The following is a 13,964-nucleotide window of genomic DNA, read 5'->3' on the forward strand; positions in this document are numbered from 1 at the left end:
ACGTCTCCTCGTCAGCAGGGGGATCGGCGATGAGCGCGGACGCACGGCTTCAGATCGCGGCGGGGTTCGCCACGGCGAAGGGCCCGCGCGCGGACAATCAGGATTTCGGCGCGGTCCACATCGGCCCGCCCTCGGAACAGGCGCTTCACGGCATGGTCGCCCTGGTCGCCGACGGGGTCAGCGGATCGAAGGCCGGGCGCATCGCCTCGGAACTTGCCGGCCGCACCTTCATCGACGCCTATGTCGACCAGAACCCGCTTAAGGGTGTGGCGGCGGCGGGCGTGGCGGCGCTGTCGGGCTACAATCGCTGGCTCCACGCCAAGGGCCGGTCCGATCCGGAGATGGCGGGGGCGGCCACGACGTTCACGGCGCTGGTCATGCGGGGCCGCGAGGCGACGGTGCTGCACGTCGGCGACAGCCGCGCCTGGCATTTTCGCGACGGCGTCCTGACGCCGCTGACAGAGGATCATGTGCTGGCCCAGCCCGGCCTCAGCCACGTCCTCTATCGCGCCGTCGGCATCGAGCCGGACCTGAGGCTCGACACCCGCGCCGTGACGCTGAAGGCGCACGACCGGCTGCTCCTGACCACCGACGGCGTCCACGGCGTGGTGCCCGAAGCCGACCTGACCCGCCTGCTCGCCCGCCGCGCCTCGCCCCAGGCCGACGCCCAGGCCATCGTCGCGGCGGCGGGGGCGGCCGAGACCCGCGACAACGCCACCGCCATCGTCATCGACGTCATCCGGCCGGGCGCGGTCGATCAGGACGCCATCGGCGCCGAGGCCGCCGGACTGCCCATCCTGCCGGTCCCGGACGCCGGCGACCGCATCGACGGCTTCACGCTGGAGCGGGTGCTGTCGGACGGCAAATACACCCGCGTCTTCGCCGCTCGGGACGGGGAGGGCGGCGACCGCCTGGTCCTGAAGTTCCCCAAGCCCGCCCTCTTGTCCGAGAGCGGCGCGCGCGGCGCCTTCCTGCGCGAGAGCTTCATTGGCCGCCGCATCGACAGCCCCTTCGTCGGCAAGACCCTGAGCCTGGAGCCCGGGCGCCAGAGCGGTCTCTACATCGCCCAGCCGCTCTACGTCGGCCGCACCCTGCATGCGAAGATCGCGGACGAACCGTATGATATTGCGTCGGGCCTCGACGTCGCCATCCGCCTGTCGAAAGGCGTCGCGGCGCTACATCGCCTCGGCGTCGCCCACCGCGACATCAAGCCGGACAATGTCATTCTGGAAGCCGACGGCGGTCTGAAACTGATCGACCTCGGCGTCGCCCGCCTGCCGCGCGTCGAGGAGTTCGCCGAGGCCGAGGCCCCCGGCACCCCCGGCTACAGGGCGCCGGAGATGTTCGCGGGCAACCCCGGCGACGCCCTGACCGACCAGTACGCGCTCGGCGTCACCCTGTACCGCATCTTCACCGGCGACTATCCGTCCGGTCAGGAGACGGAGTTCAGCCGCATCCGCTTCGACCGCCCGACCCGCCCGACCCAGCACCGCCCCGACATGCCGGCCTGGTTGGAGGCCGCCATCCTGCGCGCCCTTTCGGTAGACCCCGCCGACCGCTTCGACAGCGTCGAGGAGCTGATCCACGTCCTGGAAGCCGGCAGCGCCGCCGCCGTCCCACCCCGCCGCGACCTGTCCCTGATGGAGCGCGAGCCCGTCCGCTTCTGGCAGGCGGTCAGCGCGGGGCTGTTTGTGCTGCTGCTGCTGAGCTGGATGCTGCGGTGATGTTGGCGGTTGAGTCCGTTTTTGATCGGTTGTCTTTGTCGCAAACCGACCCCTCGCGAAACTTGTGTTCGGCTGGCTCGCACAGGAAAAGCGAGAATGCATTTGGACAAGCGCGCCTCTGACATTCTGTTGAACACATACTGGTCGTCGAACGGCTGGCGGCGAGACCCGACCGTTGCGCCTGATGACTTCAACTATGCGAAGTCAAAGGGCCTGATGTTTGATCCTGTCCGGCTTTCGCACGATCAAGCTATCCTGGCTGCCCTGAATGCGGCTAGCGCGGTGGGACAGGAGGACGTTGCCAACGCATTTATTGCAAGTCTTGGATCAAGGCGTCTCGACCTTCGGTCCTGCCTCGGAAGCTATGCTGTAGTCCGCCATTTGCGAGAACACAGGATGTCTGCTCGCAACGGTCCAGGCTGTGATTATTGCGGGGAGTATGATCATGACAAAGCCGCTCTCGACCTCAACGTCCTGAGTTTCGAACGGATCAAGTGGGGCGGAGTCCGCCACTCCCAACCCAGTTACATTGCTTTCGATCTCGACACTCTTCGAAAGACCCCGCGACCGTCGCCTAGCGCACGCGATTTCGCCATGCTCAAATTGATCCTCCATGTAGCCGCGTCCATGCCGCCTGCTGCGCGGCTGAGTGACTTGGATAAAGCGTTGGCGAAAGTCCTGCCATCAAACAGCGCGGAGCGCAGGGTTCTGATCGGAATCCTAGGTTACGCCGGGATTATCACCGATCCCACACGATCTGATTTCCGACAGCGATTCGTACCTTGTGAAGAGCGCGAGCAAACGCCGTGGCACAAGGATGATTGGCCCTACCCCGTCCAGTGGTGGACTGGTTCGCACGGAGTTCAAATGGCTGCCATAACCGATTGGTTTCCGCGATTGGCGGACTTCTAAAGCCAATCTTCGCGATCTCAGGGAAAATCCGCTCCCCACCCATCGCAGACCTCGACCTAGTCCGCTCTCTGGGCCGCTCGCTCCCAATCCCCGCACTGATTCCTGAACCAGGTCAGCTGGCGTTTGGCGTAGTTGCGCGTGGCCTGCTTCATCGACTCCGTGGCGTCCGCCAGCGTCGTCTCGCCCGCCAGATAGGCCGCGAGCTCCCGCACCCCCACGGCCTTCATGGCGGGCAGAGCCGGGTCCAGTCCACGCGCCATCAGAGCCCGAACCTCGTCCAGCGCCCCCGCCGCGATCATCGCATCCACCCGCGCGTCGCAGGCCGCATAGAGCGCCGCCCGCTCCGGCTCGATCACCAGCCGCTCATAGGTCCCCGGCGCCAGCAATGGCCGGGTCGCGGCGCGCCAGTCCGACAATGAGCGCCCCGTAGCGCGTGCGACGGCATAGGCGCGGGTCAGGCGCTGGCGGTCGCCGCTCTCGATGGCGGCCTCGGCTGGGGGATCGAACGTCGCCAGACGCAGCCGGAAGGCCGTCTCTCCCTCGGTGTCGTAAAGCGCCAGCGCCTCTTCGCGCGCTTCCGGCGGGACATCAGGTATGTCCGCCAACCCCTTCGTCAGGGCTGAGAAATAGAGCCCCGTCCCGCCGACCAGCAACGCCGGCTGCCCCATGGTCTTCAGCTCGGCCAGCAGCGGCATCACCGCCCGCGTCCACCGCCCGACCGACCAGGCCTCCGCCGCATCGGCGACGCCATACAGGTAATGCGGCGCCCGCGCCTCCTCCTCCGCCGACGGCCGCGCCGACAGGATGCGCAGATCCGCGTACAGCTGCTGGCTGTCCGCGTTGATGATGGCGGCCCCGGTCGCCTCGGCCATCTCCAGCGCGCGCCGCGACTTGCCGGAGGCGGTCGGGCCGGCGATCAACGTGATGGGGGCGGTGCGGGGCACGGAACGCTCGCTTGCGGCTGGCTCTGCGGATAGAACGCGCGTCCCCGCCTCGCAACTACGCCGGAGTCTCCGCTTGATCGACCGCGCCGCCGTCGAAGCCGTCCTGGACGCCATTCCTGATCCCGCGACTGGCCACGGGCTGATCGAGGCCGGCGTCGCCAAGGGCCTGACAGTGGCCACCGACCGCGCGGGCTTCGTCATCGAGGTGCCCGCCGCCGCCGTCGCCGCCTACGCCCCCGTCCGCGACGCCGCCGAGGCCGCGCTGAAGGCCATGCCCGGCATGGCTCGCGTTTCTGTCGTCCTGACGGCCGAGGCCGCGCCGCCCGCCCGCAAGGCCTCCCTGTCGAAGGAAGCCGTCGACCAGACCCGCCCCCGCGCCCCGGTCCCCACCGAACGCCCGGCCCACGTCCGCCGCGTGCTGGCCATCGCCAGCGGCAAGGGTGGAGTGGGCAAGTCGACGGTGTCGGTGAACCTCGCCGCCGCCTTCGCTCGCGCGGGCCTGTCGACCGGAGTCCTCGACGCCGATGTCCATGGCCCCAGCCTGCCGACCATGCTGAGCCTATCCGGCAAGCCCGACTATCGCGACGGCATGATGGAGCCGCATCTCGCCCACGGCCTGAAGGCCATGTCCGTCGGTCTGCTGACCAGGGCCGAGGACGCCATGGTCTGGCGCGGCCCGATGGCGTCCCAGGCCCTGACCCAGATGCTGACCCAGACACGCTGGGGGACGGCAGACGCGCCGCTCGACATCCTCGTCGTCGACCTGCCGCCCGGCACCGGCGACGTGCAACTGACCCTGATCCAGAAGACGCCTCTGGATGGCGCGGTCATCGTCTCGACCCCGCAGGAGGTCGCTTTGGCCGACGCGCGGCGCGCCCACACCCTGTTCCAGCGCGTCAACGTGCCCACGCTCGGCCTGATCGAGAACATGTCCGGCGACGTCTTCGGCCGGGGAGGGGGGGCGGCTGAGGCCGGACGGCTCGGTGTCGACGACCTCGGCGATCTGCCGCTGGACGCCTCGGTGCGTCAGGCTTGCGACGCGGGCGCGCCCTTGCGGACCGGCGAGATCGCGGCCCGGTTCGACCGGATCGCCGGCACGCTAAGGACGAAGCTGGGGCTCTAGCCACCGCAGCCTCGTCGTCGTTCGCGGATCGCGCGGAAAAACTCGCGCTGTGGCGGGTTTTCAAACGCAACGTGATGGGCCACCTTCGCCGTACTTTCCGCCCCGAGGATTTCCATGAGCGTCGAGACCCTTTTCCGCCCCTTCACGATCAAGGGCCTGACCTTGCCCAATCGCATCGTCATGGCCCCCATGACCCGATCGTTCAGCCCGGGCGGCATCCCGACCTCCGACGTCGCGGCCTATTATCGTCGCCGCGCCGAGGGGCAGGTGGGTCTGATCATCACCGAGGGCACGGTCGTCGAACGCCCCGCCGCCCGCAACGACGCCAATGTGCCCGTCTTCCACGGCGAAGCCCTGCCGCAATGGAAGACGGTGGTGGACGAGGTTCACGCCGCCGGCGGCCTGATCGCGCCCCAGATCTGGCACGTCGGCGCTGCGCGCGGGCAGGGAGCCGAATGGCAGCCTCTGGGGCAGGTTGACAGCCCGTCGGGCCTCGTCGCGCCCGGCAAGCAGAAGTACGAGCCGATGACCGAGGAGGACATCGCCGACACCCTCGCCGCCTTCGGCAAGTCCGCCCGGGCGGCGCGCGACCTGGGCTTCGACGCGGCAGAGATCCATTCCGCCCACGGCTATCTGATCGACCAGTTCTACTGGGCCGGGCTGAACGCGCGAGACGACCGCTGGGGCGGCCCCACGATCGCGGAGCGCGCCCGCTTCGGCGTCGAGGTGGTCAAGGCGGTGCGTGAGGGCCTGGGTCCCGACCTGCCGCTGATCATCCGCCTGTCCCAGTGGAAGCAGCAGGATTTCACCGCGAAGATCGCCCTCAACCCCGACGAAATGGCGGAGTGGCTCATGCCCCTGTCGGACGCGGGCGTGGACGTCTTCCATTGCTCGCAGCGCCGCTTCTGGGAGCCGGAGTTCGAAGGCTCGGACCTGAACTTCGCCGGCTGGGCCAAGACGATCACGGGCAAGCCGACCATCAGCGTCGGCTCCGTCGGCCTGGATGGAGAGTTCATCGCCGCGTTCGGCGGGGCGGGGTCGCAGCCCGCCTCGCTCGACGGCCTGATCGCCCGCATGGAGCGCGAGGAGTTCGACCTGATCGCCGTCGGCCGCGCGCTTCTGTCCGATCCAAATTGGGTCCTGAAGATCAAGGAGGGCCGCCAGAATGAACTGAAGGCCTTCTCGCGGGGCGACATGGCGGTCCTGCACTGAGCGCGTTGGCATTGACGCGGCGATCACGCACCTCGTGCCGCGCCAGCCGACGCACTAGAGTGGCCACATGACCGTCACGGGCGTTCTCCTTTCCACCTTCTGGCTCAGCCTGATCATCGGCGCGCGCTATCTGGTGATCGCGGGCGGTGTCTGGTGGGCCGTATGGGGCAGGGCAGCGGGCGTCGGCACGCGCCTGAACCGGGAGCGACCCTCGCGTCGGCTGGTGCTGCACGAGATCAAGTTTTCCCTGCTGTCGACGCCGATCTACGCCTTTCCAACAGCGATTGCGCTTGAGGCCTGGAAAGCGGGCGGCACCATGATCTACGTCGATCCGCTCGCGTATCCGCTGTGGTGGCTGCCGGTCAGCTTCCTCGTGCTGCTGATCATTCAGGACACCCATTACTACTGGACCCATCGGCTGCTGCACGATCGGCGGCTGTTCGGCTGGGCGCATGCGGCGCATCACCGGGCGAGGGATCCCAGCCCCTTCGCCAGCTTCGCCTTCGACCCGGCCGAGGCCGCGATGACGGCCTGGCTTCTGCCGATGCTGGCCTTCGTCATGCCGCTCAACATCTGGATGCTGGCGCTGCTGCTGGCCGTCATGACTGCGACGGCCGTCATGAATCACTGTGGCTGGGAGATGTGGCCCCAGAGCTGGGTGCGCGGGCGCGTGGGCTCACAGTTCATCACAGCGACCCACCACAGTCGTCACCACACGCACATGAAGACCAACTTCGGCCTGTACTTTCGGTTCTGGGATCGCGTCTGCGGCACCGACGCGATGTCGACCGTGGGGGAGAAAAGGTCCGAAGCGACCTGACTCTGGTTCGGTCAGACATTTCGCCTAAGATATATTATGAGAAATGCGGGCTATGACCCGGCTCACAGTCTGATGCGGAAATGATAGCCAAGCCGCTCAAATCCTTCCCGATCATAGAAGCGATGGGCCTCGGTGCGCGCCAGCCCGGAATCCAGATGAACTTCCGTTCGGCCTTCGGCTCGAGCTTGTGCCTTCACATGATCCACCAAAGCTTTGCCGAACCCTGCGGATCGCTCGGCCTCCATGACGACCAGATCGTCGATCTGCAGGATACGGCCGCAGTACAGCAGCTCCATGGGCCGCACGCCTGCGACACCGACCACGGCCCCGTCACGCATGGCCGCGAAAACTCTGAAGCCGTCGGTCATACGCATCCGCCCGACCATGGCGATATAGTCGGCTTCGCTCAGATGAGGTCTCAACTGCGCCATCACCGGCCAGGTCTGCGCCAGGCCGCCGTCGTCGATCTCTTCGATCTGCAAGGCGCTCATGCTGGCTCCAGCGCCAGCGTGGCCGACCAGCCGTCGTAGGCGACCTCGACGCCCGCCGGAGTCAGGGCCGCCAGCGCGTTGTAGTCCAGATCGATGTGCAGATTGGTCAGCACGGCTCGCTCCACGCCAGCCGCCGCGATCCACGCCAGCGCCTGATCGACGTTGGCGTGCGTCGGATGCCGGGTCCAGCGCAAGGCGTCGATGATCCAGAGCGCCGAACCCCGCACGGCCGCGATCGCCGCCTCATCCAGATCGGAGATGTCGCTCGAATAGCTGACCGGCCCCAGACGATAGCCGACGGAGCGGATCGGCCCGTGCGCTTGATCGAAGGTCACGACCGGGATCGCGCCGCCCGGACCCTCGATCGCCCAGGCCACGCCATGTGGCGGCAGATCGTGCGCCTCGACGATGGCCGGATAGCCCTCCTTGGACTCGAAGATGTAGTCAAAACGCGTTGTAAGCGCTGACTTTGTCGTCCAATCCATCCAGGCTGGCACGCGTTTTCGTCTGCGCAACGCGAACGTCCGCAGATCGTCGATACCGTGGGTCTGGTCGGCGTGGTCGTGGGTGTAGAGAACGGCGTCCACCCGCGTCGCCTTTGCCGCCAGCATCTGCTCACGCAGGTCCGGCGAGGTATCGATCAAGACCGCCGTCTCGCCCTCGGGGCCGTGCCGTCGCGCCAGCATGGAGCACCGGGTGCGCCGGTTCTTCGATTCGTCCGGATCGCACGCGCCCCAGTCGCCGTCCCCTCGCGGGACCCCGCCTGATGAGCCGCATCCCAGGATGGTGACCTCCAGGTCCCTGCTCACGCTCCCTCCGGTCGCGGAATGCGATCGAACAGGGCGAAGAAGGCGTCCGTCGTCCTCGCCTCCGCCTCCTTCCGGCTCCAGCCCCGGATGTCGGCCAGGGCCTGCAGCACATGGCCGATGTAGGCTGGCTCATTCCGACGCCCCCGATGCGGCACGGGTGCCAGATACGGGCAGTCCGTCTCGACGATGATCCGGTCGGCGGGCATGGCGCGGATCACGGTCCGTACGTCTTCCGCAGCCTTGAAGGTGGCGATGCCGGACACGGAGAACCAGGCACCCATTTCAGCAGCTTGTTCAGCGAGTTCTGCCCCGCTTGTGTAGCAGTGCATCAGGAAACGGAACGGGCCCTCCACCGCTTCTTCCCTCAGGATCGCCCCCATGCGGTCGTCGGCTTCGCGCGTGTGCACCACCAGCGGCAGCCCCGTGCGGCGAGCGGCGGCGATGTGGGTCCGGAACACCGTCTCCTGCTGGTCACGCGGACTGAGGTCGTAGTGGAAATCCAGACCGCACTCCCCGATGCCGACCACGCGCGGCCGCTGGGCTAGGTCGATCAGTACCTCAGGCGTCACATGAAGATGGTCCTTGGCCTCATGCGGATGGACTCCGACCGTGCACCAGATGTCCGGATGGCTCAGGGCCAGCCCGTGCGTCGCCTCGAAGGTCGACAGCTTGTCGGAGATCTCCACCAACATCCCGACGCCGGCCTCGCGTGCCCGGGTAATGACGGCGTCGCGGTCGTCGTCGAATTGCGGCGCGTGCAGGTTCACGTGGCTATCGATCAGCATCGGGCGGCCCTGTTGCGCGTTCGCTTCAGGTCGGCAAGCGCGGCGGCCAGCAGGTCGGCGCGATCAAGGTTCACGGCCGCCGCCCGCTCCGGCAGGTCGGTCAACCGGCCCCAGAGCTCGGACCAGGCTTCTCCCCTGCCCCCGGCCGCCAGCGCCCGGTCGCGTATGGCCGCGGCCAGGCGGTCCATCAGCGCCTCGAACCGCACCTGCCCCTCAGCGCCCCGAAAGCCGTCGGCGACGGACAGCGCCTCGGCGGCGTCGATCTGGCCCTCATCCACCCAGCGGCGGGCCAAGGCGTCCAGCGCCAGGCTGGTGCTTGACGCCAAGGCCAGCGCCGCGCCCGGCGACCCGCGCGCCATGTCCGCGATCCGCTCAGCCTCGGCGGTGTCCAGTTCGGTCTGGCGCGCGACCAGACGGGCGATCTCCCCTCGCTCCAGCGCCGGAAACGTCAGCCGCCGGCACCGCGAGCGGATGGTGGCCAGCAGCCGGCCTGGTCCATGTGTGACCAGCAACAGCACGCCCCGCTCCGGCGGCTCTTCAAGAACCTTGAGCAAGGCGTTGGCGGCATTGATGTTCAGGTCGTCGGCAGCGTCAATGATGGCGACGCGATACGGTGCCTGCGACGGGCTCTTGGAGAAGAACTCCGGCAGGTCGCGCGCCTGATCGACCGAGATCGACTTCTTGGTCTTTCCGCCCTCGACCAGCCGCTCCAGCACCAGAAGGTCCGGATGAGACTGCGCCGAGACCAGCTGGCTGACCGGATCACCCGGTGCCGCTCCGAGCGGGCCGCGCGAGGCGTCATGCCGCGCCCCCAGCAGCGTCCGCGCCGCGCGATAGGCGAAGGTGGCCTTGCCGATGCCCTCCGGCCCGCACAGCAGCCAGGCGTGATGCAGCCGTCCCCGCTCGCGCGCGTCGACGAAGGCCCGCTCGGCGGCCTCGGACGGAACGAGGTCAAAGCGGTCGCGCGGATGGGTCACAGCAACGGCTCCACCGCCGCCCACACCCGTTCGGCGACGACGTCTGGATCACCGCTCGCGTCGATCAGCCGGCAACGGTCCGGGTTGGCGTCAGCCACCGCGCGGAACCCGTCGCGCAGCCGGGCGTGGAAGGCCGCGCCCTTGGATTCGAACCGCGTCTCGGCCGCCCCACGCCCCAGCGCCCGCTCCAGCCCGACCTCGAACGGCAGGTCGAACACCAGCGTCAGGTCCGGCTGATGGCCCCCGACCACCCCCCGCTCCATCGCCGCGACGAGATCTAGGTCCGCCCCGCCCGCCAGTCCCTGATAGACCCGGCTGGAGTCGGCGAAGCGGTCACACACGACCCACCGACCGGCCTGGAGCGCCGGCGTGATGGTCCGCTCCAGATGATCGGATCGCGCGGCGTACATCAGCAGCAGCTCCGTCCGTGCCGACCAGCGCTCCGCCGCGCCGGAAACCACCAGAGCCCGGATGTCCTCGGCCCCGGGGGATCCGCCGGGCTCTCGCGTTCGCACGACGTCCAGCCCGCGCGCCTGCAGCCGCGCGACCAGCCGCGCCGCCTGGGTGGATTTGCCGGTCCCCTCCCCGCCTTCGAATGTGATGAACCTGCCGCGAGTCACGCCGGCACAATGGCGGGGCCAGGCCACGGGGCCAAGGCCGCGCCGCTCGGAAAGTGGGGATCAGCCCGAGGGAATCAGTCGAGCGGCGGCAAACCCTTGCGCCAGAGTCTCCTGTCTGGCCCGCTCGGCCGCGTTAACGTCGGGCCAGGGCCCGGTGATCACGCGAAACATCGCGCCATTCGTCGCCGCCTGCACTTGGGCCGGCTGACCCAGACGGTCAGCCGTCGCCCGCGCCAACTGTGGGTCCGTAAACGCCGCAACCTCGATCCAGTAGGTCTGGCGAGGGTCAAGCGCAGAAGCCGAAGGAAGGACCACTGGCGCGGACGCCTCGGCGACCTGCAGTCTCTGGCCACCGCCCAGACGCGGCGCGCGACCCAGATAGCGCACGCGCACCTCGCCCACGCCGCGACCGAGCAGATCCAGCGCCTCGGCTGCCCCGCGCGACAGGTCAATGATTCGCCCATCCACGAACGGCCCCCGGTCGTTGACGCGCAGGACCACACGCCGACCATTGGCCAGGTTCGTGACCTCCACCAGCCCTGGCAGGGGCAGCGTCTTGTGGGCCGCCGTGAGGGCATGCATGTCGAACCGCTCGCCGGTCGCCGTTGGCCGGCCGTGGAACTGCTCGCCATACCAGGACGCCAGGCCCGTCTCGTCGTAGTTCGGCTGCTCCTCAGGCCGATACCAACGTCCGCGGATCTGATAGGGCCGCATCGTTCCCGAAACGATCGGCGCGGGATCGGTCACTTCTGGAACAGCCGCCCTATCCCCCCGGCGTGCGGCCGACGGGCCTGTGGCGCACGCGGCTACACCCGCCAACAGACCAGCGACGGCAACGATCCTGAAGGCGCGCCTGGCGAACATGGGCAGCGAAAACATGTCGCCAAGATCGCCGCCGCGATTTCCCTTTTGGTTAACGCCGCATCCGCTGCTATCCCCTGCCCCGCCGGACAGGTGGCCGAGTGGTTTAAGGCAGCGGTCTTGAAAACCGCCGTAGGTGGAAGCCTACCGTGGGTTCGAATCCCACCCTGTCCGCCACCGTTCTTACCCGAAGCTGGCGGGTCCCTGATACCAGCGAAATACCCTCGACATTACCGCGACATGCCCGGAACCGGAGACGCATTCGCGGTCTCTGCGGTCGCTCGTCCGTCCCTGATCCAGCCAATACCCTGGCTTCGTCTCTGCTGAGCGCGAGACGGGTCCCTTTCCCGTGACCGGCCGCGATCCCTGATAACAGGGAAGTACTGGGAAAACTTCCATCGTTGATCGATTTCGACATGACGCCGCGACCCGCAAACCCCCGCCCCTGCTGGGTTCAGCGTTCCTGGCGCATTGGATTTCCCGTAAACCGAACAGGGAATACTCCCCGCGCTTGCAGGGAATATCCTTGGGTGATCAGGGAACGGGTTCGCCTGGAACAGGCAACCCTTTAGGCGGCGTAGAGACGCCGCTGCTCAGTCCAGTCGAGCGGCAACTCGGCCCGCGTGACCGCTTCCAGCGTCAGACCCACCGGCTGCCGGCCATCGAGGATGGCGGCCTTCAGATCGGGGGCGAGGAAGGCGGGCCTGATCATGCGTCGGACAAAAGCGCCGGACACGCCCTCGGCCTCGGCGATCTGGTTGATGCTGTCGATCTCGCCGGCGAACAGTCGACGCTTCCACGCTTCGGCACGGATCAATGCTGCGGCCATGACCTGATCGATCCGGGTCGAAGCGATAGCCGGTGAGCCCTCCGGCCCGACAGCGACCATGGTTCCACCCCGGCGAACGAGACGGACCTTGATCTCCGTCATGGGCACGTCGCCGCGTCGCTCCAGGCGATCGATGCCAACGCGGCTCTCCGGGATCAGATCGCGCGCGGCGATCTTGAGGCGCTCCTCGTCGAACCTGATGATCACGGCGTCCGCAGCCACCTCGATGCGTTCGATGACGTCACGGACAGTGGTCCAGTCGGGCGTGACTGATGCGCTGTCGATGATCCGCAGCTCGCCCAGACGCCGCGCAACGAGGTCTTCGAGCAGCGGTGCCGAGACGCGCGAGACTGCGCCGGCCTTGTCGGGCCGCCCGGTCGTGAGCGCTGTAGAGACATAGTAGTGGTAGCTGGGCTTGTTCGGCTTGGTCGCCTTGACCGGAGACATCGGGTTGCCAGCGGAATCGAACAGCAATCCCATCAGCGGCGCGCCCTTGTGGGGACGGCGGGCTTCTCCGGGCAGGCGCGTTTTGCGATCGTTCTCGTCGAGGCGAGCCTGGACGGCATCGAAGGTCTCGCGGTCGATGATAGCCGGATGCTGGCCAGGATAGCTCCTGGTCTTGTGGGGGATCTCTCCGACGTAGGTGCGGTTGCGCAGCATATGGAACAGCGCGCCGCGGTCCATCGGCCGGCCGCCGGTCTCAACTCCGGCCTTGGTCGTCCGGCGTTTTGACACAACCCCAGCCATGGTCAGTTCCTGGTGTACCTGATGAACCGAGCCGGTCTCGAGGTAGCGGCGGAAAATCCCGCGCACCGTCTCAGCCTCTGTCGGATTGATGACCAGGGTTCGCCCCGACGCCTCGTATCCGAGGGGCACTCCACCCCCCATCCACATACCGAGCTTCTTGGAGGCAGCGATCTTGTCTCGAATCCGCTCACCGGTCACCTCGCGCTCGAACTGGGCGAAGGACAGAAGGACGTTCAGGGTCAGCCGGCCCATGGAGGTCGTGGTGTTGAAGGCCTGGGTCACGCTGACGAAGCTGGCACCAGCCTTATCCAGGACATCGACGATCCTGGAGAAGTCGGTCAGGGCGCGGGTCAGGCGGTCGACCTTGTAGACCACCACCACATCAATCAGGCCTGAGGCTACATCCGCCATCAGCCGCTTCAACGCTGGTCGCTCCATGTTGCCGCCGCTGAACCCGCCATCGTCATAGACCTCGGGAAGCAGCGTCCAGCCCTCGCCAGCCTGGGAGAGGACATAGGCGGCGCAGGCGTCGCGCTGCGCGTGGAGCGAGTTGTAGTCCTGCTCCAGGCCCTCTTCGGTGCTCTTGCGGGTATAGATGGCGCAGCGAATGGGACGGCCGGCGGGCTTCATGCGGCTTCCGTTTCCCTGAGGCCGAAGAACCGAGGTCCGTTCCATCGGACGCCAGTGATCAGCCTGGCCACCTTGGAGAGGCTGGCGTGCTTTTCGCCATTCCAGATGAAGCCGTCATGGACCACCTCGACCTCGTGGCGTCGTCCCTGCCACTCCCGGATGAGCGTGGAGCCGGGCTTGAATGCGGCGGTGCGCACCTTGGGCTTATGGCCCATGCGATGCCTGGAGGCCGCGCTGGTCAGGCGGCGGTCGGGACTGACGGTGCCTTGGCCGGAAGCATTCATCTGCAGCGCCTCGGCCACCGCGCGGCGCAGGATGTCCGGGGAGCGGACCGGGGGCGGCTCACCGAGCCGCTCCCTCCACACCGCGCGAAGCGCATCGACGTCCATGGCTGTGAGGCTGACCAGCGTTTCGCGCAAGTCACTCATGACCGCGACGCCTCGGCGGGCTCGGCAGCCTGGGCGATACGCCAGACCCGCC

Annotated in this window: 14 protein-coding genes and 1 tRNA gene; 6 read left to right on the plus strand and 9 right to left on the minus strand. The window is 67.7% G+C overall.

Annotated elements, in window-relative coordinates:
• The first annotated feature begins 29 nt into the window (after positions 1 to 29).
• Positions 30 to 1,724: a bifunctional protein-serine/threonine kinase/phosphatase gene (locus IP78_RS08755; RefSeq protein ID WP_054111300.1), complete on the plus strand. Its 1,695-nt coding sequence runs from the start codon at positions 30 to 32 to the stop codon at positions 1,722 to 1,724.
• Positions 1,725 to 1,820: 96 nt separating this feature from the next.
• Positions 1,821 to 2,636, plus strand: a complete 816-nt coding sequence (locus IP78_RS15285) for a hypothetical protein (protein ID WP_156320341.1) — start codon at positions 1,821 to 1,823, stop codon at positions 2,634 to 2,636.
• Positions 2,637 to 2,692: 56 nt separating this feature from the next.
• On the opposite strand, the gene miaA is transcribed toward IP78_RS15285, so the two are convergent.
• Complete coding sequence (miaA, locus tag IP78_RS08765) at positions 2,693 to 3,580, minus strand: tRNA (adenosine(37)-N6)-dimethylallyltransferase MiaA (protein WP_054111302.1); 888 nt, start codon at positions 3,578 to 3,580, stop codon at positions 2,693 to 2,695.
• Positions 3,581 to 3,653: 73 nt separating this feature from the next.
• On the opposite strand from miaA, the gene IP78_RS08770 reads away from it, so the two are divergent.
• The 3 genes from IP78_RS08770 (at position 3,654) to IP78_RS08780 (ending at position 6,735) form a co-directional block, all read left to right on the plus strand.
• Positions 3,654 to 4,703, plus strand: coding sequence for an Mrp/NBP35 family ATP-binding protein (locus tag IP78_RS08770; protein ID WP_054111303.1), 1,050 nt, complete (start codon positions 3,654 to 3,656; stop codon positions 4,701 to 4,703).
• Positions 4,704 to 4,817: 114 nt separating this feature from the next.
• The gene (locus tag IP78_RS08775) at positions 4,818 to 5,915 is read left to right on the plus strand and encodes an NADH:flavin oxidoreductase (protein ID WP_054111304.1); all 1,098 of its coding nucleotides are present in this window, start codon (positions 4,818 to 4,820) and stop codon (positions 5,913 to 5,915) included.
• A gap of 67 nt (positions 5,916 to 5,982) precedes the next feature.
• A complete protein-coding gene (locus IP78_RS08780) occupies positions 5,983 to 6,735 on the plus strand; it encodes a sterol desaturase family protein (RefSeq protein WP_054111305.1) in 753 nt (250 codons plus the stop codon).
• A 62-nt stretch (positions 6,736 to 6,797) separates the two neighbouring features.
• On the opposite strand, the gene IP78_RS08785 is transcribed toward IP78_RS08780, so the two are convergent.
• The 6 genes from IP78_RS08785 to IP78_RS08810 are packed head-to-tail and all read right to left on the minus strand — an operon-like array spanning position 6,798 to position 11,164.
• Entirely contained in the window at positions 6,798 to 7,226 is a 429-nt protein-coding gene (locus tag IP78_RS08785) for a GNAT family N-acetyltransferase (RefSeq protein ID WP_197272419.1), read from the minus strand.
• Positions 7,223 to 8,035 carry an MBL fold metallo-hydrolase gene (locus IP78_RS08790; protein ID WP_054111306.1) on the minus strand — a complete coding sequence of 271 codons (813 nt, stop codon included), beginning with the start codon at positions 8,033 to 8,035 and terminating at the stop codon, positions 7,223 to 7,225. Before IP78_RS08790 ends, IP78_RS08785 begins: the two co-directional genes overlap by 4 nt.
• Positions 8,032 to 8,820 (minus strand): TatD family hydrolase, encoded by a 789-nt coding sequence (locus IP78_RS08795; RefSeq protein ID WP_054111307.1) that lies wholly within the window; start codon positions 8,818 to 8,820, stop codon positions 8,032 to 8,034. The genes IP78_RS08790 and IP78_RS08795 overlap by 4 nt, the downstream gene beginning before the upstream one ends.
• Positions 8,814 to 9,797, minus strand: coding sequence for a DNA polymerase III subunit delta' (locus IP78_RS08800; protein WP_054111308.1), 984 nt, complete (start codon positions 9,795 to 9,797; stop codon positions 8,814 to 8,816). The genes IP78_RS08795 and IP78_RS08800 overlap by 7 nt, the downstream gene beginning before the upstream one ends.
• Positions 9,794 to 10,417, minus strand: coding sequence for a dTMP kinase (tmk, locus tag IP78_RS08805; protein ID WP_054111318.1), 624 nt, complete (start codon positions 10,415 to 10,417; stop codon positions 9,794 to 9,796). Before tmk ends, IP78_RS08800 begins: the two co-directional genes overlap by 4 nt.
• 60 nt (positions 10,418 to 10,477) lie before the next feature.
• Positions 10,478 to 11,164 (minus strand): septal ring lytic transglycosylase RlpA family protein, encoded by a 687-nt coding sequence (locus tag IP78_RS08810; RefSeq protein ID WP_231680963.1) that lies wholly within the window; start codon positions 11,162 to 11,164, stop codon positions 10,478 to 10,480.
• Between the two features lie 201 nt (positions 11,165 to 11,365).
• Between IP78_RS08810 and IP78_RS08815 the strand changes: the two genes are divergently transcribed.
• Positions 11,366 to 11,455: transfer RNA gene (locus IP78_RS08815), tRNA-Ser, on the plus strand.
• Positions 11,456 to 11,846: 391 nt separating this feature from the next.
• On the opposite strand, the gene IP78_RS08820 is transcribed toward IP78_RS08815, so the two are convergent.
• Entirely contained in the window at positions 11,847 to 13,484 is a 1,638-nt protein-coding gene (locus tag IP78_RS08820) for a recombinase family protein (protein WP_082384924.1), read from the minus strand.
• Positions 13,481 to 13,964: DUF2924 domain-containing protein (locus IP78_RS08825; RefSeq protein WP_231680964.1), on the minus strand; the 484-nt coding region annotated here is incomplete at its 5' end. The genes IP78_RS08825 and IP78_RS08820, both read right to left, overlap by 4 nt.

This window comes from Brevundimonas sp. AAP58, assembly GCF_001295975.1.
Classification (GTDB): domain Bacteria; phylum Pseudomonadota; class Alphaproteobacteria; order Caulobacterales; family Caulobacteraceae; genus Brevundimonas.

Excerpts from the sequence above, each read along its gene's own strand:
- IP78_RS08755 (WP_054111300.1), top strand. The coding sequence starts at position 30 with ATGAGCGCGGACGCACGGCTTCAGATCGCGGCGGGGTTCGCCACGGCG.
- IP78_RS15285 (WP_156320341.1), top strand. The coding sequence starts at position 1,821 with ATGCATTTGGACAAGCGCGCCTCTGACATTCTGTTGAACACATACTGG.
- IP78_RS08775 (WP_054111304.1), top strand. The coding sequence starts at position 4,818 with ATGAGCGTCGAGACCCTTTTCCGCCCCTTCACGATCAAGGGCCTGACC.
- IP78_RS08780 (WP_054111305.1), top strand. The coding sequence starts at position 5,983 with ATGACCGTCACGGGCGTTCTCCTTTCCACCTTCTGGCTCAGCCTGATC.
- IP78_RS08785 (WP_197272419.1), bottom strand. The coding sequence starts at position 7,226 with ATGAGCGCCTTGCAGATCGAAGAGATCGACGACGGCGGCCTGGCGCAG.
- IP78_RS08795 (WP_054111307.1), bottom strand. The coding sequence starts at position 8,820 with ATGCTGATCGATAGCCACGTGAACCTGCACGCGCCGCAATTCGACGAC.
- IP78_RS08820 (WP_082384924.1), bottom strand. The coding sequence starts at position 13,484 with ATGAAGCCCGCCGGCCGTCCCATTCGCTGCGCCATCTATACCCGCAAG.